Annotated in this window: 18 protein-coding genes; 12 read left to right on the top strand and 6 right to left on the bottom strand. The window is 67.2% G+C overall.

All coding sequences use genetic code 11. From position 1 onward, the window contains the following. Positions 1-228 precede the first annotated feature (228 nt). A complete protein-coding gene (locus tag BOS5A_RS02930; RefSeq protein WP_151953722.1) occupies positions 229-3,042 on the top strand; it encodes a TonB-dependent receptor in 2,814 nt (937 codons plus the stop codon). A 176-nt stretch (positions 3,043-3,218) separates the two neighbouring features. Here BOS5A_RS02930 and dnaN read toward each other — a convergent pair whose 3' ends face one another. Both dnaN and BOS5A_RS02920 read right to left on the bottom strand, forming a co-directional pair. Next, complete coding sequence (gene dnaN, locus BOS5A_RS02925) at positions 3,219-4,334, bottom strand: DNA polymerase III subunit beta (protein ID WP_151953721.1); 1,116 nt, start codon at positions 4,332-4,334, stop codon at positions 3,219-3,221. Between the two features lie 197 nt (positions 4,335-4,531). Next, on the bottom strand, positions 4,532-5,188 hold the full coding sequence (locus BOS5A_RS02920; RefSeq protein ID WP_151953720.1) for an outer membrane protein: 657 nt from the start codon (positions 5,186-5,188) through the stop codon (positions 4,532-4,534). A gap of 137 nt (positions 5,189-5,325) precedes the next feature. On the opposite strand from BOS5A_RS02920, the gene BOS5A_RS02915 reads away from it, so the two are divergent. The 5 genes from BOS5A_RS02915 (at position 5,326) to BOS5A_RS02895 (ending at position 9,513) form a co-directional block, all read left to right on the top strand. Next, positions 5,326-5,973: a histidine phosphatase family protein gene (locus BOS5A_RS02915; protein ID WP_199857181.1), complete on the top strand. Its 648-nt coding sequence runs from the start codon at positions 5,326-5,328 to the stop codon at positions 5,971-5,973. Then, positions 5,970-6,443 carry an invasion associated locus B family protein gene (locus tag BOS5A_RS02910; protein WP_151953718.1) on the top strand — a complete coding sequence of 158 codons (474 nt, stop codon included), beginning with the start codon at positions 5,970-5,972 and terminating at the stop codon, positions 6,441-6,443. Before BOS5A_RS02915 ends, BOS5A_RS02910 begins: the two co-directional genes overlap by 4 nt. A 184-nt stretch (positions 6,444-6,627) precedes the next feature. After that, positions 6,628-7,827, top strand: a complete 1,200-nt coding sequence (gene rlmN, locus BOS5A_RS02905; protein WP_234419174.1) for a 23S rRNA (adenine(2503)-C(2))-methyltransferase RlmN — start codon at positions 6,628-6,630, stop codon at positions 7,825-7,827. Between the two features lie 52 nt (positions 7,828-7,879). After that, entirely contained in the window at positions 7,880-8,746 is an 867-nt protein-coding gene (locus BOS5A_RS02900; RefSeq protein ID WP_234419173.1) for an oxygenase MpaB family protein, read from the top strand. Further along, complete coding sequence (locus BOS5A_RS02895) at positions 8,743-9,513, top strand: sulfite exporter TauE/SafE family protein (protein ID WP_234419172.1); 771 nt, start codon at positions 8,743-8,745, stop codon at positions 9,511-9,513. Before BOS5A_RS02900 ends, BOS5A_RS02895 begins: the two co-directional genes overlap by 4 nt. A 163-nt stretch (positions 9,514-9,676) precedes the next feature. Here BOS5A_RS02895 and BOS5A_RS02890 read toward each other — a convergent pair whose 3' ends face one another. Further along, positions 9,677-10,288, bottom strand: coding sequence for a flavin reductase family protein (locus tag BOS5A_RS02890; RefSeq protein ID WP_151953717.1), 612 nt, complete (start codon positions 10,286-10,288; stop codon positions 9,677-9,679). Between the two features lie 53 nt (positions 10,289-10,341). Here BOS5A_RS02890 and BOS5A_RS02885 point away from each other — a divergent pair, with 53 nt between their 5' ends. From BOS5A_RS02885 to BOS5A_RS02875, 3 genes are read left to right on the top strand one after another with little or no spacing between them, the layout of a single operon-like run. Further along, a complete protein-coding gene (locus BOS5A_RS02885; RefSeq protein WP_151953716.1) occupies positions 10,342-11,091 on the top strand; it encodes a cytochrome b/b6 domain-containing protein in 750 nt (249 codons plus the stop codon). Further along, a complete protein-coding gene (locus BOS5A_RS02880) occupies positions 11,088-11,849 on the top strand; it encodes a molybdopterin-binding protein (RefSeq protein WP_151953715.1) in 762 nt (253 codons plus the stop codon). The genes BOS5A_RS02885 and BOS5A_RS02880 overlap by 4 nt, the downstream gene beginning before the upstream one ends. Positions 11,850-11,867: 18 nt before the next feature. After that, positions 11,868-13,094, top strand: coding sequence for an SAM-dependent methyltransferase (locus BOS5A_RS02875; RefSeq protein WP_151953714.1), 1,227 nt, complete (start codon positions 11,868-11,870; stop codon positions 13,092-13,094). A 119-nt stretch (positions 13,095-13,213) separates the two neighbouring features. On the opposite strand, the gene BOS5A_RS02870 is transcribed toward BOS5A_RS02875, so the two are convergent. Together BOS5A_RS02870 and BOS5A_RS02865 are read right to left on the bottom strand one after the other, a co-directional pair. Beyond that, positions 13,214-13,609 (bottom strand): EF-hand domain-containing protein, encoded by a 396-nt coding sequence (locus BOS5A_RS02870; RefSeq protein WP_151953713.1) that lies wholly within the window; start codon positions 13,607-13,609, stop codon positions 13,214-13,216. A 64-nt stretch (positions 13,610-13,673) separates the two neighbouring features. After that, positions 13,674-14,093, bottom strand: a complete 420-nt coding sequence (locus tag BOS5A_RS02865; RefSeq protein ID WP_151953712.1) for a DUF1801 domain-containing protein — start codon at positions 14,091-14,093, stop codon at positions 13,674-13,676. Between the two features lie 76 nt (positions 14,094-14,169). Here BOS5A_RS02865 and BOS5A_RS02860 point away from each other — a divergent pair, with 76 nt between their 5' ends. Genes BOS5A_RS02860 through BOS5A_RS02850 form a run of 3 tightly spaced genes read left to right on the top strand, consistent with a single transcriptional unit; the run spans position 14,170 to position 18,733 of the window. Next, positions 14,170-15,417 (top strand): argininosuccinate synthase, encoded by a 1,248-nt coding sequence (locus BOS5A_RS02860; protein WP_151953711.1) that lies wholly within the window; start codon positions 14,170-14,172, stop codon positions 15,415-15,417. A 35-nt stretch (positions 15,418-15,452) separates the two neighbouring features. Next, positions 15,453-17,108, top strand: a complete 1,656-nt coding sequence (locus BOS5A_RS02855; protein WP_151953710.1) for a hypothetical protein — start codon at positions 15,453-15,455, stop codon at positions 17,106-17,108. A gap of 23 nt (positions 17,109-17,131) precedes the next feature. Next, on the top strand, positions 17,132-18,733 hold the full coding sequence (locus tag BOS5A_RS02850) for a hypothetical protein (protein WP_151953709.1): 1,602 nt from the start codon (positions 17,132-17,134) through the stop codon (positions 18,731-18,733). Positions 18,734-18,740: 7 nt separating this feature from the next. Here BOS5A_RS02850 and BOS5A_RS02845 read toward each other — a convergent pair whose 3' ends face one another. Further along, a complete protein-coding gene (locus BOS5A_RS02845; RefSeq protein WP_151953708.1) occupies positions 18,741-19,874 on the bottom strand; it encodes a GNAT family N-acetyltransferase in 1,134 nt (377 codons plus the stop codon). Positions 19,875-19,891: the final 17 nt, after the last annotated feature.

The raw sequence follows: 19,891 nt of genomic DNA, 5'->3' as shown, positions 1-19,891 counted from the left end.
CGCGTGATGCGCGCGCTGGGCGCCCGCCCGATGGCGGCAAACCCTGCGCGCGCCGCGATTTCCGTAGCGTCAGACGATTCTTGCCCAAAGGTCTGCGGCGGACCCATTGTTGCAAAGCTGCGACACTCGTCTTCGAAAATCGGCGGTGACGCCCGAAAAACCTAGACGCGCACGCCTGCGCTTCTAATCGCGCTCCCGATACCGATAATTCGAAACGGGAGAGCATGCATGCGTAAATCGGCCCTTTTCCTGTCGACCGCGCTGGTCGTCATGGCAGCCCCCGCCTTTGCGCAGGATGCTCCGGCAACGGCGGCGGATACGCAGACCGCCGCCAGCCCGCAGAGCGCGGCCGCTCCCGCCGCCGTCGACAGTCAGGCGCAGGTTGCCGACGAAACCCCGCAGAACGCCGGCGACATCGTCATCACCGCGACTCGCCGCTCCGAACGCCTTTCGAACGTGCCGATCGCGGTGTCAGCCGTCGGCCAGGTCGCGCTCCAGAACTCGGGCGCGACCGATATCCGCCAGATGACCCAGCTCGCGCCGTCGCTCCTCGTCTCGTCGACGGGCTCCGAAGCCAACGCCTCGGCGCGCATCCGCGGCATCGGCACCGTCGGCGACAATCCCGGTCTCGAAAGCTCGGTCGCGGTGTTCATCGACGGCGTCTATCGCAGCCGCACCGGCTCGGGGCTCAACGATCTCGGCGAGGTCGACCGCATCGAGGTGCTGCGCGGCCCGCAGGGCACGCTTTCGGGCCGCAATTCGTCCGCCGGCGCGATCAACATCTACACCAAGAAGCCCGAATTCACCTTCGGCGGCTATGGCGAGGCGACCTACGGCAACTACAACAACGTCCGCGTGGCGGGCGCGATCACCGGCCCGATCATCAAGGACGTGCTCGCCTTCCGCCTCGACGGCGTTTACGGCAACCGCGACGGCTTCTACTACGACGTCGTCAACAAGACCGATTACAACGACCGCAACCGCTATTTCGTGCGCGGGCAGCTGCTGTTCGAGCCATCCTCCGATATCTCGCTGCGGCTGATCGGCGACTATACGTGGCGCGACGAGAAGTGCTGCGGCGCGGTCTATGTCGATCTGCGCGAGAAGATCGATCCGACCCCCGGCGTCCCCGGCGACTTCGCGATCAATCCGGCGGGCAACCGCATCGTCCAGGTCATGCAGAGCATGGGCGCGATCTTCCCGAGCGCGGGCGATCCCTATAACCGCCGCATCGCCAACACCCTTGGTCGCGCCTATGCGAACGTCACCAAGGACTATGGCGGCTCGGCGCAGCTCGACTGGAATCTGGGCGGCGCACAGCTGACCTCGATCACCGCCTACCGCGAATACAAGTCGGACGGCGCGGCGGATATCGACTATGGCAATCTCGACATCGGCTACCGCCCCGATGACGGCAACAGCTACCGCCAGTTCCACACCTTCAGCCAGGAGGTCCGCCTCAACGGCTCGCTGTTCGACGACAAGCTCGACTGGCTCGTCGGCGGCTATTACTCGAAGGAAGACCTGGTCGTTGCCGACAATCTGAAGTTCGGCAGCCAGTACGGCGCGTTCGCATCGTGCCGTATCGTCGCGACGATCAATCCGCTCGCCGCGCTGCGTGATCCGACCCAGCCGGGCTGCCTCGGCACGACGCCGCTCGCCGCGCTTGGCGGCGCAACCGGGCGTCAGGCCGTGGGCGCGGGCCTCGGCGCGCTGGCGCCGACCGTTCTCGCCGGGATCGATCGTCTCTCCACAGTCAACAATGTCGGCGACGTGCGCTCCACCTATTATCAGGACAGCGAGAACTACGCGTTCTTCACCCACAACATCTTCAAGATCACCGACAAGCTCAGCCTCACCGGCGGCCTGCGCTACACGCATGAGCGCAAGCAGTTCCATGCGGACTTCAATAACAACAACACCGTCTGCCCGGTGCAGCAGGCCAATCTCAGCCCGCTGCTCGCCAGCGCCGCGGTTCCTGCAAGCCTGAAGACGCTGGTCGGCGGCATCCTGACGCTGACCTGCACGGGCAACTCGTCGTCGCAGCTCAATGGCCTCGATCTCAACGACGGGTTCAAGGAAGGCGAGTTCACCGGCACCGCGGTCGTCAGCTACAAGCCGCGCACCGACACGCTGCTCTATGCGTCCTACTCGCGCGGCTACAAGGCCGGCGGCTACAACCTCGACCGGTCGGACCTGAGCGCCACCACCTTCGCGCCGATCACCAACGCGGCCGCAAGCCGGCTGCGCTTCGATCCCGAAACGGTCAACGCCTATGAAGTCGGCCTGAAATTCTCCAGCAGCGATTTCACCTTCAACGTCGCCGGCTTCCGCCAGGAGTTCAAGAATTTCCAGTTGAACACCTTCAACGGCCAGAACTACATCGTCCAGAATCTCAGCTCGTGCGACACCAGCCTGAACGGCGCGGATCGCGATGCGAGCGCGACGACGGGCGCGTGCACGGGCAAGACCAAATACGGCGTGCTGTCGCAGGGCTTCGAGCTCGAAGCGGGGCTGTATCCGGCGCGCAACTTCGCGGTGAACCTGGGCTATACCTTCACCGACACGCGCTACCGCAACAATCTGGTCGGCAGCGAGAGCGGCGAGGCGCTCGATCCGGCGCTGTTCCTGCTCTCGGGCAGCGACCTGTCGAACGCGCCGCGCCATACGGTGACGGCATCGACGAGCTGGACGCCGGAACTCGGCGGATCGGGGCTCAGCGCGCTGTTCTATGTCGATGGCCGCATGACCAGCGACTACAACACGGGGTCCGACCTGTTTCCCGAAAAGGCGCAGGACGGCTTCTTCCTGATGAACGCCCGCGTCGGCATTCGCGGACCGGGCCAGCGCTGGGCGCTGGAGCTGTGGGGTCAGAACCTGCTCGACACCAATTATCAGCAGGTCGCCTTCAATGCGCCGTTCCAGGGCGCGGGCAGCCAGGCACAGGCCCAGGCGTTCGGCACCAGTCCTGCGAACCAGGTGTTCAGCTCGTTCCTGGCCGAGCCGCGGACTTACGGCGTGACGCTGCGCACCCGCTTCTGAGGCGGGCGCCGACCCTGCAACCTCCCTCGATATCAGGGAGGTTGCAGGTCAATCTTGCAGGCCAAGTGGTAAAACGCGCCTGCATCCAGCGCGCCAGAGGCCGCCGCGAATCGCGGGGACCGGGCTGCTTCAATGATCTGCCGGTTTGACCGCGCCTTACCTCGGGCGCGGTCGCCTTACACCCGCATCGGCATCAGCACATAGAGCGCGACCGCCTTGTCGTTTTCGCGGATCAGCGTCGGTGCGGCGGCATCGGCCAAATGGACTTCGACCGAATCGCCCTCGATCTGGCCGAGGATGTCCATGAGATACCGGCTGTTGAAGCCGATCTCGAACGGCAGCGCGGTGTAGTCGCCGGGAACTTCCTCCGCCGCGGTGCCGTTCTCCGGCGAAGTCACCGACAGCGTGATCTTGTCGCGATCGAGCGCCATCTTCACCGCGCGGGTCTTTTCGGTCGCGATCGTGGAGACGCGGTCGACGCCTTGCATGAAGCTGACGGGGTCGAGCTTCAGGATCTTGTCGTTGCCGGTCGGGATGACGCGGCTGTAGTCGGGGAAGGTGCCGTCGATGAGCTTCGAGGTCAGGATCGCCTGGCCGAGATCGAAGCGGATCTTGGTCGCGGAAAGCGAGACACCGACGGACCCGTCGATCTCGTCGAGCAGCTTCCTGAGTTCCGCGACGCATTTCCGCGGTACGATGACGTCGGGCATCCCCTCGGCGCCGTCAGGGCGCGGCATCGTCACGCGGGCGAGGCGGTGGCCGTCGGTCGCGGCGGCCTTCAGGACCGGCTGCGATCCGTCATCTGCGACATGAAGGAAGATCCCGTTCAGGTAGTAACGCGTCTCCTCGGTCGAGATCGCAAACCGCGTCTTGTCGATGATCTGCTTCAACGTCTCGGCGGGCAGCTCGAACTGGGTTGGCAGTTCGCCTTCCGCGATGACCGGGAAGTCGTCGCGCGGCAGGGTGCCGAGCGAGAAGCGCGCACGGCCGGCGACGATCGCCATCCGGCCTTCCGCGGCGCTCAGCGAGACCTGCGCGCCCTCGGGCAGCTTGCGCGCGATGTCGAACAGGGTGTGGGCGGAGACGGTCGTCGATCCCGGCTGGTCGACCGCGGCGGCGACCTGCTCGTTGATCTGCAGATCGAGATCGGTCGCCATCAACTTCAGCGCGCCCTCGGCCGTGGCTTCCAGCAAAACGTTCGACAGGATCGGGATGGTGTTGCGGCGCTCCACCACCGACTGGACATGGCTCAGCCCCTTCAGGAGCGTCGCGCGTTCGATCGTCGCCTTCATCACATCGTCCCCCGGCCCAGCCGGACTCAAGCCGGGGGCAACTCCCGAGTGGTCCTAGCCAAAGAGAAAGGGCCGGAGCAAGCGCCCCGGCCCTTCTTTTCGGTGGATTGTTATGTCGGACGTTATCGGTGCTGTCCGTTGGGACGCCCGACCAGCCACCTCATCTACGCGCGGAACGGTGTGCCCCGCGGGCAAACTCAGAAGCGGAAGCCGTAGCTGACCACTGCCTGATGCTTGTCGGTATCGATGTCGAACTTGCTGCTCTGCGCGCCGTTCGCATAATCGACCGCGCCGCGGCCGTAGTTCGAATAGCGATATTCGGCCTTGATGTAGCTGTGCTCGCCGACCGCATGCTCGACGCCCGCACCGGCGCGCCAGCCGTCAAGGTTGAAGTCGGTATCGGTCGTCTGCTGGGTGTCGCCCGCGAGTACGTTCAGGCGGGCGTTGGTGTAGCCGCCCTTGGCATAGACCATCGTCGTCGGGCTGACGAGCACACCGGCGCGCGCGCCGACATAGAGGTCGCGCCCCTGCTTCACCCGGCCGAAGCCGAAATCGGCGGTATAGTCGCGGCGCTGGCTCTTGGCGGTCGATCCGGTGATCTCCGCTTCTGCACCCAGCACGATGCCGCTCGACGTGGCGATGTCGTAGCCGATGCCGCCACCATAGAGCAGGCCGTCGATCGACTGATCGTCCTGGCCGTTATTGTTGTTGACCGACGAGCCGGCGCCGACATGGTCGTAACCGATCGTGCCTTCGACGCGCGGGCCGGTGAAGGTGGGGTTCACCTCCTGCGCGAGGGCAGGGGTTGCGGCGGTAGCGGTGGCGAGCAGCAGGGCGGCGGTGATCTTACGCATGGGATACTCCATCGATACGTTCCTGCCGAAACGAGGCAGGGACGGCGCCAATGGCCGAAGCAGCGAGACGTTGCATGAACCCCAGATAAACACGGAAATCCGTTGCTTTTGCGCCACACGGGGTTGAAATGACGGCAATGGATTCCAAGGCATCTGCGGCGCGAAAAGGGCGCGATTTCGTCGCGCGGCACGGCGAAACGGTGTTCAACGCCGCACGGCGGTTGCAGGGCGACCACCCGCATACACCGCTCACGCGCGCGGGTTTCGCACAGGCGGAGGAAATGGGCGCCGCGTTGCGCGAGGCGCTCGGCGCATCGCCCGCGCTGACGCTGTGGGCCTCGCCCACGGGCCGCGCGCTGCAGACGATGGCGGTCATCGCGGAACATCTCGGGCTCGACTGGCACGCGGTGCGCACTGACGCACGGCTCAGCGAGATCGGCATGGGCGCGTGGGGCGGGCGCTATTACGCCGATGTGATCGACGAAGTCGGCCCCGTCGTCCACGACGGCGGGCTGCTGGTGCCCGCCCCAGACGGCGAGGATTATCCCGCCATCGCGGCGCGGGTGAGCGGCTGGCTCGCCGACACGGGCGAGGACGAAGGCGACCGGCTGGTCATCATGCACGGCATTTCCAGCCGGGTGATGCGCGGGGTGATGACGGGGGCCGCCATCGATGGCTGGGCCGGTGCGCCGGTCATGGCGGGGATGCCGCAGGGATCGGTGACGATGGTCGCGCGCGGCGTCGAGCATCTGATCCACCGCGGCACGGGCTACGCACCGGCGTGATCGCGCTGCTCGCGCTGTTGCTGGCGATTGCGCCGCCCGGCCGCGTGACGCTCGGCGTGTATGAAAGCTGGGCGGCGTTTCGCGATCAAGGCCCCACGCGCTGCTTTGCGATCGCGGCGCCGGTGCGGGCCGGTGCCTCGACCCGGCTGCGTCCCTTTGCGAGCGTGGCCAGCCATTTCGGGCGAAGCAACCGCAGCGCGCTGTTCGTGCGCCTGTCGACCGCGCGCAACCTCGCCGTACCGGTGACGCTCTCGATCGATGATCGCCGCTTCACGCTGTCGGGCGGCGATGCTGCCGCCTGGGCGCCCGACGCGCAGACCGACCGCGCGATCGTGGCGGCGATGCGCGGCGCGCGCAGCATGAGCGTGGCTGCGGTCAGCGATCGGGGGACGCCCTTCGCGGATACCTACGCGCTGGCCGGCGCCGCGACCGCGATCGACGCGGCGGCGCTGGGCTGCGCTCGCAGGTAATTCAACCACTTCAACTCCGCTCATCCTGAGGAGGGACTGAGCTCGTCGAAGGCCCGTCTCGAAGGACACGCCCAGACCGTCCTTCGAGACGAGGCTTCGACTTCGCTCAGCCTCTCCTCAGGATAAGCGGGGATAAGTGAGGGGCAGCTAGAAAATTCATGTCAAATCGCCTATGTGCCCGGCCATGCAGACAGGATCGGCCGCACCCATGCCCATTCCGGGGCATTTCGACCCCGTGCCCGTGGCGCGCGCGCTCGCGCCGCGCTCGGACGGGCGGATCGATCTGCTCGGACTCTCGAAGGACGACCTGCGCATGGCGCTGGAGACGTCGCAGCTCGAGCCGAAACAGGCGAAGCTGCGCGCCAAGCAGTTGTGGCACTGGATCTACAATCGCGGCGTCACCGATTTTTCGCTGATGACCGACATCTCGAAGACGATGCAGCCGTGGCTGGAACAGCGCTTCGTCATCAGCCGGCCACAGGTCGTCGAGGCGCAGGTTTCGACCGACGGGACACGCAAGTGGCTGCTGCGCAGCGACGACGCGCAAGATTACGAGATGGTGTTCATCCCCGATGCCGATCGGGGGACTTTGTGCGTGTCGAGCCAGGTCGGCTGCACGCTCAACTGCCGCTTCTGCCACACCGGCACGATGCGGCTGGTGCGCAACCTGACGCCGGGCGAGATCGTCGGCCAGGTGATGCTCGCGCGCGATTCGCTTGGCGAATGGCCCTCGACGCCCGAGGGGCGGATGCTCACCAACATCGTGATGATGGGGATGGGCGAGCCGCTGTATAATTTCGAGAGCGTTCGCGATGCGCTGAAGATCGTCATGGACGGCGATGGCCTTGCGCTCTCCAAGCGGCGGATCACGCTATCCACGTCGGGCGTGGTGCCGATGATGGCGCGCGCGGGCGAGGAGATCGGGGTGAACCTCGCGGTCTCGCTCCACGCGGTCACGAAGGACGTGCGCGACGAGATCGTGCCCTTGAACCGCAAATACGGGATCGAGGAGCTGCTCCAGGCGTGCGCGGACTATCCGGGCGCCAACAATGCGCGGCGGATCACGTTCGAATATGTCATGCTGCGCGACAAGAACGACGGCGATGCCGATGCGCGCGAACTCGTGCGGCTCATCAAGCAGTACAAGCTGCCCGCCAAGGTGAACCTGATCCCGTTCAATCCCTGGCCCGGCGCGCCGTATGAATGCTCGACGCCCGAACGCATCCGGGCCTTTTCGAACATCGTCTTCGAAGCCGGGATTTCCGCGCCGACGCGGACCCCGCGCGGGCGCGATATCGACGCGGCGTGCGGACAGCTGAAGACCGCCGCTGAAAAGAAGAGCCGGGCGGAACTCGACCGGCAGGCTGAGGGCGTAATGCGATGAGTCGCCATGCCGGGGGCATGGCGCCGCATGGAGCCCGCCTGCGGAGCAATCGGTGGCAGGCGGCGCTCGGGTGAGCCTGACGGGCGCACTTCGCCGGACGCTGATCGGGGAAGTGCGCGCGCTGTTCAACGATCGCGCCCGCGGCGAACGTCCGGTCGAGCGCGCGGCCGATCCCTTCATTCCGCAAGGTTCGGTCGCGTGGCGTGTCCATAGCGACGTGACGACGATGATGGTCGGCGGCATCGCCGCGCTGCTGCTCCAGATGCTCCACCCCTCGGCGCGTGCGGGCGTGTGGGACCACAGCAATTTCCGCCGCGACATGATCGGGCGGCTGCGGCGCACCGCGCGCTTCATCGCGGTTACGACGTTCGGTGCGAAGGCCGATGCCGAGGCCGCGATCGCGCGGGTGCGGCGGATTCACGAAGGCGTCGCCGGCGCGCGCCCGGACGGCACCGCCTATCATGCGGCCGATGCACGGCTGCTCGCCTGGGTGCACGTGGCGGGCGCGTTGCCCTTTCTCGACGCGTGGATTCGCTTTGGCGAGCCGGGCATGTCGCGTGTCGATCAGGATCGCTATTTCGCCGATGTCGCGCCGGTCGCGCTGGCGCTGGGCGCCGATCCGGTGCCGACGACACGCGCCGAGGCGGAGGAACTGATCGCTTCGTTTCGGCAGGACCTCACCGCCGACGCGCGCAGCCGCGACATCGCGCGCGCGGTATTGCGCGCGCGACCGCGGTCGTTGGCGGCGGCACCGGTGCAGTCGCTGATGATGCAGGCGGCAATCGATCTGCTCCCCGACCGGGCGCGGCGGATGCACGGCCTCCACGCGACCCGACTGGTTCGGCCCGCGGTATCGACCGCGACGCTTGGCGTGGCGCGCACATTGCGCTGGGCGTTCCAGGGTCCGCGCGGCGAGTGATCGCGGGGGCGGGATCGGGCGGGATCGCGCTGGCATTCGGCGCAGGCATCGTCGGCGGTGCGATGAACGCGCTGGCGGGCGGCGGCACCTTCGCGACGCTCCCGGCGCTCATCGCGCTCGGGCTGCCCGCCAACCAGGCCAACGCGACCTCGAACGTCGCGTTGCTGCCGGGGGCGGCGACGAGCGCCTGGGGTTTCCGCGACGAGCTGGCGCCGGTCGGCGGCGTGTCGATCCGGACGCTGGCGGCGATCACCTTCGGCGCGGGGCTTGTCGGATCGCTGCTGCTGGTGTGGACACCGACACGCACCTTCGATCTGCTTATTCCCTGGCTGCTGCTGATCGCCTTCGTCGCGATCGCGTTCGGCAAGCGCGCCGCGGACTGGCTGCGCGCGCGGGTGACGATCGGCCGACGCAGTCTCGTGATCGCGCAGATGCTGCTGGGGATATATGGCGGCTATTTCGGCGGCGGCGTTGGGATCATGACGACGGCGATGTACGGGCTGCTCGCCGGCATCAGCCCCCGCGCGTTGTTCGCGCCGCGCACGCTGATGCTCGCCGTCGCGAACGCCGCGGCGGCGATCGTCTTCATCGCGACCGGGCTGGTCCGCTGGTGGGCATGCGCGCCGATGCTGGTAGGGTCGATCCTCGGCGGCTGGCTGGGCGCGAAGATCGGGAAGCGGCTTTCGCCGGGAATGGTGCGCGCCTGGACGATGCTGGTGACGGGGGTAACGACGATAGTGTTCTTCTACAGGGCTTATCGGGGGTGAGGACGAGTGACTCACATCCTCCCCTGCAAGGGGAGGGGGACCGCGCGCGGAGCGCGTGGTGGAGGGGTATCGCGCTCTCGATAGCGGACTACCCCTCCGTCAGCGCTGCGCGCTGCCACCTCCCCTTCCAGGGGAGGACCGGCGGAAGGTGCGCTCCGAGTGTTCAGGCCGGGCGCCGCATCTGGAACTTCGCCTCCTCGCGCACCGCGAAATAGTCGGTCGGACCGCCGCCGCGCATGATCGGGATGGAGCGCGCGGTCTGGTAGATGCCGTCATCCAGCATTGCGGTGTCGATATGGACCGCGACGACTTCGCCCAGCACGAGCCAGCTGTCGACGTCCGCCCCGTCTGCGGTCTGGAGCTGCACGATCTGCGTCTTGCGGCATTCGAAATGAACCGGGCTTGCCGCCACGCGGTCGGGCTTCACCAGCCGCGACGGCAGCGAATCCAGCCCGGCGAGCACGAACTCGTCGTCCTCGACCGTCGCCGACGTCGCGTTCATCGCCCCGGCCAGCGCTTCGGTCGCCAGATTCCAGACGAATTCGCCCGTCGCTTCCACGTTCGCGACGCTGTCCTTCCAGCCGGTCGAGCAGAAGCCGATGATCGGCGGGCGGTAATTGAACTGGTTGAAGAAGGAATAGGGCGCGAGGTTGCGCTTGCCTGCGGGCGAGACGGTGCTGATCCAGCCGATCGGGCGCGGCGCGATGATCGCATTGGTCGGATCGTGGGGCAGGCGGTGGCCGTTTGCGGGTTCGTAAAAGTGATATTCGGTCATCGCACCTTGCCTGCTATGTAACCATCGCGCGCTGTGCCGCGAAAAGGGAGCCGATGGACGCAGACCCGAATCCTGAACCGCCCGCAAGCGCCGATGCCGCGCCGCGACCCCGCTTCATCGTGAAACACCGGCTCGCGACGCGGCTGTGGCACTGGATCAATGTCGTCGCGGTGTTCATCCTGCTTGGCTCCGGCATGATGATCTCGAACGCGCATCCGCATCTCTACTGGGGGCGGTACGGCGCGAATTTCGACCATGCGTGGTTTGATCCGCCGCGCTTCCCCGGCTGGCTGACCATCCCGTCGACCTACAATCTCGCGCTCGGGCGGCGCTGGCATCTGTTCTTCGCGCTGGTCTTCGCCTTCGCGCTGCTCGGTTTCATCGTCTGGAGCCTCGTCAATCGCCACATCCAGCGCGACCTGCGCATCCGCGCGGGCGAGGTCGCGCCGCGTCACCTGTGGCACGACGTGAGGGAACATCTCGCCTTTCGTTTCCACGATCCCGACCGGCCCGGTGCCTACAACATCCTGCAGAAGCTGGCCTATGTCGGCACGATCTTCGTCCTGCTGCCACTGGCGATTCTGACCGGGCTGACGCTGTCGCCGGGGATGGATGCGGCGTGGCCGTGGCTGCTCGATCTGTTCGGCGGTCGGCAATCGGCGCGGTCGCTGCATTTCATCGCGGCGGGCGCGATCGCTGCGTTCATCATCGTCCACCTCGCGCTCGTCCTGCTTGCCGGGCCGGTGCGCGAGGTGACGTCGATGATCACCGGGCGGTGGCGTATTCCGGAGGACGAGGCATGAGCCGTATCATCACCCGCCGCGGCCTCGTCACCGGTGCTGCGGTCGGCGCGGGCACGCTGCTGGCGGGGTGCGACCGGCTCGGTCAGAACGAGACGTTCCGCTCGATCCTGTTCAAGGGCGAGGACATCCACCGCGGTCTCCAGCGCGCGCTCACCGACCGGGGCGCACTCGCGCCGCAATTCACCGAAGCGCAGATGTCGCCGATCTTCCGCGAGAACGGGACGCGCAACCCGAACACCGACGCCTATAACGCGCATGTCGCGAACCGCTTTGCCGACTGGCGGCTTAAGGTCGGCGGGCTCGTCGATCGGCCGCTCGACCTCTCGCTCGCGCAACTCCGGTCGATGCCGGCTCGCACCCAGATCACGCGTCACGACTGCGTCGAGGGGTGGAGCGCGATCGGCAAATGGCACGGGCCGATGCTCGGCACGGTGCTGAAGGCGGTGGGCGTGCGGCGTTCCGCGCGCTATGTCGTGTTCCACTGCGCCGATCTCTACCGCGGCACGCCCTATTACGAATCGATCGACATGATCGATGCCTTCCACCCGCAGACGATCCTCGCCTGGGCGATGAACGGCCATCCGCTGAGCGTCGGGCACGGCGCGCCCGTACGCCTCCGGGTCGAGCGGCAGCTTGGCTACAAGCACGCCAAATATGTGATGCGCATCGATGCGGTGGAGAGCCTCGCCGGGATCGGGCTCGGCAAGGGCGGCTATTGGGAGGACAATGTCGATTACGATTGGTACGCCGGAATCTAGCCGCTAGGTCCCCGGCTCATGGCGCTGATCGATCGGTTTTTCGCTGCCCGTGTCGTCCACGGGACCCTGAAAGTCTTCCACGCAAACGGCACCGTCCGCAACTTCGGCACGCCGACCGATGGCTATCCCGACGTGGCCATCCGGTTCGCCGACAAAGGGGTGACCGGCGCGATCATCCGCGACCCGGGCCTCGGCGCGGCCGAGGCGATCATGGACGGTCGGCTGATCGTCGAACAGGGCGACGTGCGCGATCTCGTCAACCTGCTGACCGCCAACGACAAATGGGAGGAAGGCGGCAGCAAGCTCGCGGCGTCGGCGATGCGCCGCGCGGTGCAGGCGATCACCCACCGGGCCGACCGGATCAACATGGCGCGCAAGTCGAAGCGCAACGTCGCGCATCATTACGACCTTTCCGACCGGCTCTACGATCTCTTCCTCGACGCCGACCGCCAATATAGCTGCGCCTATTTCACCGATCCCGCGAACAGCCTGGAGCAGGCGCAGGCCGACAAGAAGGCGCATATCGTCGCCAAGCTGCTGGTGGAGCCGGGGATGCGGGTGCTCGACATCGGCTGCGGCTGGGGCGGGATGGCGCTCTACATTCACGCCAGGACCGGCGCCGAGGTGCTGGGGGTCACGTTGTCGGAGGAACAGCTGAAGGTCGCGCGCCGACGCGCCGAGGAGGCGGGGGTCGCGGACAAGGTCCGATTCGAACTTATCGATTACCGCGACGTCACCGGCACTTTCGACCGGATCGTGTCGGTAGGCATGTTCGAACATGTCGGGCCGGCGCACTACCGCGCATTCTTCGTGAAGTGCCGGCAGCTGCTGGCCGAAGACGGCGTGATGCTGCTCCACACGATCGGGCGGATGGGCGCGCCGGGCGTCACCGACAAGTTCACGCTGAAATATGTCTTTCCCGGCGGCTACAACCCGGCCCTGTCGGAGATCGCGCGCGGCTATGAAGGCCTCCGGCTGGTGCCGACCGATATCGAGGTGCTGCGCGTCCATTATGCGATGACGATCGACCACTGGTACGACCGCACGACCGCGGCGAGGGATGCGATCGTCGCGCTGTATGACGAACGCTTCTTCCGGATGTGGCAGTTCTACCTGGCGGGCGCCGGTGCCGCGTTTCGCTATGGCGGGCTGTGCAACTACCAGATCCAGCTGGCGAAGGGGCGCCTCGCGGTGCCGCTGACGCGCGATTACATCGGCGAGCGCGAGCTGGTGTTACGGGGGTGACCAGGCGTCTGTGCCCCCGCGGAGGCGGGAGCCCAGGCTCGCGAAGCGATCGCTGGCGCGAGACTGGATCCCCGCCTGCGCGGGGATACTGAGAATTTCAGCCCCAAGCGGGCAAGTTGTTACCGCCCCGCGCCCGCCTTCGCCGCTTCCGCCGCCTTGGCGCGCTCGATCGGGGTGATCTTGCCGTCGTGATCAAGGTCGTAGCGATCGAACACCGCGATCATCAGCGCGCGCGATTCGTCGCGGGTGACCTTGCCGTCCTTGTTGCGGTCCGCCGACTGGAACCACAGCCCGGCAACGCGCTTGGCGTGGACGGGATCGAGCTGCTTCATGCCAGCGCTCATCTTGCCCATCCGCGCGGTCACTTCGGCCAGGCTCAGCGTGCCGTTGCCGTCGGTGTCGGTCGCCTTGAACTCGGCATCGAGCTTGGCGATCGCCGAGGCGCGCGTTTCCTGCGCGAAGGCGGGCGTGGCGACGAGGAGCATCGCGGCGGCGGCGGTGAATCGAAGGAACATGCGGACTCCGATGGCAGGATGAACGCTGCCCTGCAACGCGCTAGCTATACCGCGGCTGAACGCCTCAATCGGGATGGCGCGCGGCCATATCGGCGAGCGATGCGCGCACCAGCTCTTCCAGCACGCCCTGATCGATATCGGCGAGCGCCTTGACGTAAAGGCAGCCCTTGCCGGACGAGTGCTTGCCGAGCCGGTCGAGCAAATCCTGCCGCATCGCGAAGCCGGTGGTCAGATAGAAGGTGAAGGCGGCCTTACGGGGGGAAAAGCCGACGCGGCACATCTCCCCCTCGCGGCCGCTGTCGTAGCGGTAGCGATAGCGACCGAACCCGACGATCGCCGGCCCCCACATCGTCGCCGGCTCGCCCGACACCCGCGCCAGCATCGCGGCGATCGCCCTGGCATCCGCGCGCCGTTCGGGTGGCTCGACCGAATCGAGAAAGCCGTCGACGGTCGCGGCGGTCGGTTGCGTCTTGCTGGCTGCCATTGGACGACTCCACCGGTTGCGCGGCGCGAGTGTCGCCCGTAGAGCGCGGCGCGTCCAGTTCCTCGGGAGCCCCGCCATGACCGATCCAATCAACCGACCCGCCGGCGACGCCGGCATCAACAGGGTGGTCCTCGCCTATTCGGGCGGGCTGGATACCAGCGTGATCCTGAAGTGGCTGCAGCAGACCTATGGGTGCGAGGTCGTGACCTTCACCGCCGATCTGGGGCAGGGCGAGGAACTGGAGCCGGCGCGCAAGAAGGCGCTCGATGCCGGGGTGAAGCCCGAGCACATCTTCATCGACGATCTGCGCGAGGAATTCGTCGCGGATTACGTCTTCCCGATGATGCGCGCGAACGCGCTCTACGAAGGGTTGTATCTGCTCGGGACCTCGATCGCGCGGCCGCTGATCGCCAAGCGCCAGATCGAGATCGCCAGACAGGTCGGCGCGGACGCGGTGAGCCACGGCGCGACCGGCAAGGGCAACGACCAGGTCCGTTTCGAGCTGGGCTATTACGCGCTCGCCCCCGATATCAAGGTCATCGCGCCGTGGCGCGAATGGGATTTGACGAGCCGCACGAAGCTGATCGAGTTCGCCGAACAGCACCAGATCCAGGTGGCGAAGGACAAGCGCGGCGAGGCGCCGTTCTCGACCGATGCGAATCTTCTCCACACCTCGAGCGAGGGCAAGGTGCTCGAGGACCCGTGGGACGAGGTTCCCGACTATGTCTATTCGCGCACCGTCAATCCCGAGGATGCGCCCGACACGCCGGAGACGATCACGATCGATTTCGAGCGCGGTGATGGCGTTGCGCTGAACGGTGAGGCGATGTCGCCCGCGACCCTGCTGACCGCGCTCAACGAGCTTGGGCGCAGGCACGGCATCGGCCGGCTCGATCTGGTCGAGAACCGCTTCGTCGGCATGAAGAGCCGCGGCATGTACGAGACGCCGGGGGGCACGATCTACCACCTCGCCCACCGCGGCATCGAGCAGATCACGCTCGACCGGGGCGCGGCGCACCTGAAGGACGAGCTGATGCCGCGCTATGCGGAGCTGCTCTATAACGGCCTGTGGTTCAGCCCCGAGCGCGAGATGCTGCAGGCGGCGATCGACCACAGCCAGGAAAAGGTTGCGGGGACGGTGCGGCTGAAGCTCTACAAGGGATCGGTCATCGTCACCGGGCGCAGGTCGCCGAACTCGCTCTACAGCGAGAAGGTCGTGACGTTCGAGGACGATCAGGGCGCTTATGACCAGCGCGATGCGGCGGGCTTCATCAAGCTCAATGCGCTGCGGCTGCGGTTGCTGGGACGGCGCGACCGGCCCTAACGCGGCGTTTACCGCGGCGCGGCTAGACGCCGTGGGTGGATAGCACACGACCCTGGCTTCGCGATGCGGTGATCGCGGTCGCGCTTGCCGTGCTGCTCGGATTCGTCTGGGCGGCGCGGCATTGGGGCGATCTTGCCGCGCTGCGCCTGCCCGACACCGATGACGTGATGCGCCTGGTCGAGGTGCGCGACTGGCTGGCCGGGCAAGGATATGCCGACCTCCACCAGTATCGGCTCGGCCCGCCGGGCGGCACGGCGATGCACTGGTCGCGGCTGGCGGACATGCCGGTCGCGGCGCTGATTCTCGCGCTCGCGCCGCTGGCCGGACGCCATATGGCGGAAGTTGTGGCGGTCTGCCTGTGGCCGGTGCTCCTGTTCGCGGCCTACCTCGCAGCGATCGGCGCGGTCGCGCGGCGCCTGGGCGTTACGGGCGTCACCGCGATGATCGTCGCGGCGATCGCTTTCCCGGTCACGACGCTGTTCGTGCCCGGACGGATCGATCATCACGGCCTGCAGATCGTCCTGTTGCTGGCGTGCGTGCACGGCATGGTCGCGCCTCCATCGCGCGGGCGCGGCATCGCGATCGGTGCGGCCATGGCCGCAAGCGCTGCGATCGGGTTCGAGACGGTGCCGCTGCTCGCGGTTCTCGGCGCTTGGGCTGTCGCCACATGGATGCGCGACGACGATGCCCGGTTGCAGGGGATTGCGATCGGCCTCGCGATCGTCGGGGCGGTGTCCTTCGGCCTGATCCCCGCCAGCGCACCGTCCGGGCTTTGCGATGCGCTTTCCGCGCCGCTGGCTGCAATCCTGGTCGTGACGGGCATCATGCTCGGGCTCATCACGCTGGCTTCGCGGCATCTTGCGGTGCCGCGGTGGGTGCTCGTTGCCGCGTGCGGCATCGTGCTGATCGGAGTCGCGGCGGCGATCGCGCCGGCAGGCTGCCGCGTCGGCCCATATGGCGCGGTGGATGCTGGTCTCGTCCGGCTCTGGTTGCACAATGTCGCCGAGGCGCAACCGCTGTTGCGCGCCGCGCCTGCCGACGCGATCGGCTATGCCGGGCTGGCCATTGTCGGATTGCTCGCCGCACTTTGGCAGGCGCGGCTGCGCGGTGGCGCCTGGTGGGGCGTGGCCGCGTTAATCGCCTCCGGGCTCATGGTGGCCTGCTGGCAGCTGCGCGGTGCGTATGGCGCGGCGGCCATTGCTCCGATTGCGCTGGCAGCGCTCATCGATGCGGCGCGATCGCGCGGGCCAATCCTGCTGACGGGGGCGTGGATCGCATCGGCCGGGATCCTGTATCCGCTCGCCGGAACCGCACTCGCGCAATCGCCGCGCGGTGCGGTCGCGCCGTGCGACGCGGGGGCGGCGACGGCTTTGCTCGCAAAACTGCCGCCGGGACGCCTCGCGGCGCCGATCGACCTCGGTCCGGCAATCCTGCGCGATACCCGCCACGCGACACTCGCCGGGCCATATCACCGCGACGGCATGGGCAATGCGGCGCTGTATCGGATCATGCTCGGCGAGCCGGCGGTCGCCGCGCGCCTGCTCCGCGCGAATGCGGTTCGCTACATCGTCTGGTGTCCCGGCGCGGTCGGCGGCGGCGCGGCGCCCGATTCGATCGCGGCGCGCGGTGCGGCACCGGGCTTTGCGACGATCGCGCAGGGCGGCGGCGTGAGGGTGCTTGCGCGCCGGTGACGCTCGCCTATAGACCCTCGCCGATGGGCGCGGGAGGCCGAACAGCGACACATTGGTGGGAAAGCCGCGCGTTCGTCGTCGCGGCGACGTTCGTTGCCGTCGTCCCGCTGCTGTGGCCGACGGTGCCGCCGCTCGTCGATCTGCTCGGGCATATGGGGCGATATCGCGTCCAGCTCGCGATCGGCAGCAATCCCTGGCTCAACGACTGGTATGCCTTCAAATGGCAGCTGATCGGCAATCTCGGCGTCGATCTGCTCGTCATCCCGATGGCCAAGGTCTTCGGGCTCGAGCTTGGCGTGAAGCTGATCGTGATGGCGATCCCGGCGCTCATCGTCGCCGGGCTGCTGTGGATCGCGCGCGAAGTGCACGGCCGCATTCCGCCGACCGCGCTCTTCGCGCTGCCGCTGGCATACAGCTACCCGCTCCAGTTCGGCTTCGTGAATTTTGCGCTGTCGATGGGGCTGGCGTTCGTGATGTTCGGGCTGTGGCTGCGCATGGCGCGGCTCGGCCGGCTGAAGGCCCGCGCGGTCGTCTTCGTGCCGCTGTCCTGCGCGCTGTGGGTGTGTCACACCTTCGGCTGGGGGGTGCTCGGCGTGCTCGCCTTCTCGGCCGAGATGATCCGCCAGCATGATCTGCGCAAGGACGGTCGCGGGGGGCACTGGCTGGAAAGCTGGGTGCGCGCCGGGCTCGGCTGCCTGCCGCTGGCGCTGCCGATGCTGCTCATGGTGTTGTGGCGATCGGGCGACCATGTGACCGGGCAGACCGCCGACTGGTTCAACTGGCGCTTCAAGATCCAGTGGATCACGATGATCCTGCGCGACCGCTGGCTCGCCTTCGACATCGCATCGACCGCGGTGCTGCTGCTGGTGCTGATGAAGGGCCTGCGCGATCCGGGCATCGAATATTCGCGGCACCTCGGGCTCTCCACGCTGTTCCTGGTCGCGGTCTATATCCTGCTCCCGCGCATCGTCTTCGGCTCCGCCTATGCCGATATGCGCCTCGCGCCGTTCATGGTCGCGATCGCGCTGATCGCGATCCGGCCGAAGCCGGGGCTGTCGATGCGCGGCGCCGCGGTGCTGGCGGCGATAGGGCTCGCCTTCTTCCTGGTGAGGATCGGCGCGCAGACCGTCAGCTACTGGATGTTCGACCAGACCTACAAACGCGAGTTCGCGGCGATCGACAGGCTGCCGCCGCGCGCGCGGCTGCTGACCTTCATCGGCTATAGCTGCCGCAACACCTGGACGATGTCGCGGCTGGAGCATGCGCCGGGGCTGGCGATGGTGCGCAAGATGGCGTTCGCGAACGACCAGTGGTCGATGCCGGGCGGGCAGCTTCTGACGACGCGCTATGCGGCGGCGGGCAGGTTCGCGCACGATCCGTCGCAGATCGTGACGCAATATCGCTGCCCGCGGCAATGGTGGCGGCCGATCGGACTCGCGATGTTCAAGTTTCCGCGGGATGCCTATGACTATCTGTGGCTCATCGATCCGCCGCGCTACGACCGGCGGTTGACGGCGGGGCTGACGCCGATCTGGCGCAGCGGACGCAGCGTGCTGTTCAAGGTCGATCACGGCGCGCCGGGGCCGGTCTACGACCCCGCGACGATGAAGGCGCCGCTTTACTGACCCGGTTCTACTGACAGCGCCGGAACGGCGTCATCGTGTCCAGGAATTCGCGGTCGGCGGCCACGGCTTCGCGTTCGCGCTCGAGGAAATCCGATACCGCGCGCTTGAACCCGGGGTCGGGGAGGTAGTGCGCGGAGAAAGTCGGCACCGGGGCATAGCCGCGCGCGAGCTTGTGCTCGCCCTGCGCGCCCGCCTCGACCGTTGTCAGCCCCAGAGCGATCGCGACATCGATGGCCTGGTAATAGCACAGCTCGAAATGGAGGAAGGGCACCTCCTCGGTCGCGCCCCAATAGCGGCCGTAAAGCGTATCGGCGCCGATCATGTTGAGCGCGCCGGCGATCGGTCGCCCGTCACGCTCGGCGAGGACGAGCAGCACCTTGTCGGCCATCGCCTCGCCCAGCAGCGAGAAGAAGCGGCGGGTGAGATAGGGCGTCCCCCATTTGCGCGAGCCGGTGTCCTGATAGAAGATCCAGAAGGCGTCCCAGTGCGCCTCGGTCAGGTCGCTGCCCGTCAGATGCCGGATCGTCAGCCCCTCGATGGCTGCGGCGCGTTCCTTGCGGATAGCCTTGCGCTTGCGGCTGGCGAGGTCGGCGAGGAAATCGTCGAACGTCGTATAGCCCGCGTTGGTCCAGTGGAACTGCGTGCCCTGCCGGATCAGCCAGCCCGCCGCCTCGAACAGCGGGATTTCGGCGGGAGTGATGAAGGTCGCGTGTGCGGAAGACAGCTGATGCTGGTCGGTCACCGCCTCGATCGCGGCGATCAGCGCGGGGGCGGCGGTTTCGTCGCGCAGCAGCAGGCGGGGACCGGGAACCGGCGTGAAGGGCGTCGCGATCTGAAGCTTGGGGTAATAGCGCCCGCCTGCGCGCTCCCATGCGTCGGCCCAGGCATGATCGAACACATATTCGCCCTGGCTGTGCGCCTTTGCATAGGCGGGTGCGATCGCGGCGGGCGTGCCGTCGGCGCCGTCGACGAGGATCGGGATGGGCTGCCATCCGCTGCGCCCGCCGACGCTGCCCGAGTCCTCGAGCAGGGTCAGGAAGGCGTGGCTGACGAACGGATTGGCGTTGCCCGCGCACGCATCCCACTGGACGGCGGGGACTTGTGCGACGCCGTCGGCGAGTCGGGCGATGAGAGCGGACATCCGCTCCCTAACGTAGG

Source organism: Sphingomonas sp. EC-HK361, assembly GCF_902498785.1.
Taxonomy (GTDB): Bacteria; Pseudomonadota; Alphaproteobacteria; order Sphingomonadales; family Sphingomonadaceae; genus Sphingomonas.
This window is presented reverse-complemented; position numbering and strand designations above follow the sequence as displayed.

Bases quoted from the DNA above. Each gene is read 5' to 3' on its own strand.
- dnaN (WP_151953721.1), bottom strand. From the start codon at position 4,334: ATGAAGGCGACGATCGAACGCGCGACGCTCCTGAAGGGGCTGAGCCAT.
- BOS5A_RS02885 (WP_151953716.1), top strand. From the start codon at position 10,342: ATGGACGCAGACCCGAATCCTGAACCGCCCGCAAGCGCCGATGCCGCG.
- BOS5A_RS02850 (WP_151953709.1), top strand. From the start codon at position 17,132: ATGGGCGCGGGAGGCCGAACAGCGACACATTGGTGGGAAAGCCGCGCG.
- BOS5A_RS02915 (WP_199857181.1), top strand. From the start codon at position 5,326: ATGGATTCCAAGGCATCTGCGGCGCGAAAAGGGCGCGATTTCGTCGCG.
- BOS5A_RS02860 (WP_151953711.1), top strand. From the start codon at position 14,170: ATGACCGATCCAATCAACCGACCCGCCGGCGACGCCGGCATCAACAGG.
- BOS5A_RS02880 (WP_151953715.1), top strand. From the start codon at position 11,088: ATGAGCCGTATCATCACCCGCCGCGGCCTCGTCACCGGTGCTGCGGTC.
- BOS5A_RS02890 (WP_151953717.1), bottom strand. From the start codon at position 10,288: ATGACCGAATATCACTTTTACGAACCCGCAAACGGCCACCGCCTGCCC.
- BOS5A_RS02920 (WP_151953720.1), bottom strand. From the start codon at position 5,188: ATGCGTAAGATCACCGCCGCCCTGCTGCTCGCCACCGCTACCGCCGCA.
- BOS5A_RS02870 (WP_151953713.1), bottom strand. From the start codon at position 13,609: ATGTTCCTTCGATTCACCGCCGCCGCCGCGATGCTCCTCGTCGCCACG.
- BOS5A_RS02865 (WP_151953712.1), bottom strand. From the start codon at position 14,093: ATGGCAGCCAGCAAGACGCAACCGACCGCCGCGACCGTCGACGGCTTT.
- rlmN (WP_234419174.1), top strand. From the start codon at position 6,628: ATGCAGACAGGATCGGCCGCACCCATGCCCATTCCGGGGCATTTCGAC.
- BOS5A_RS02845 (WP_151953708.1), bottom strand. From the start codon at position 19,874: ATGTCCGCTCTCATCGCCCGACTCGCCGACGGCGTCGCACAAGTCCCC.
- BOS5A_RS02930 (WP_151953722.1), top strand. From the start codon at position 229: ATGCGTAAATCGGCCCTTTTCCTGTCGACCGCGCTGGTCGTCATGGCA.
- BOS5A_RS02875 (WP_151953714.1), top strand. From the start codon at position 11,868: ATGGCGCTGATCGATCGGTTTTTCGCTGCCCGTGTCGTCCACGGGACC.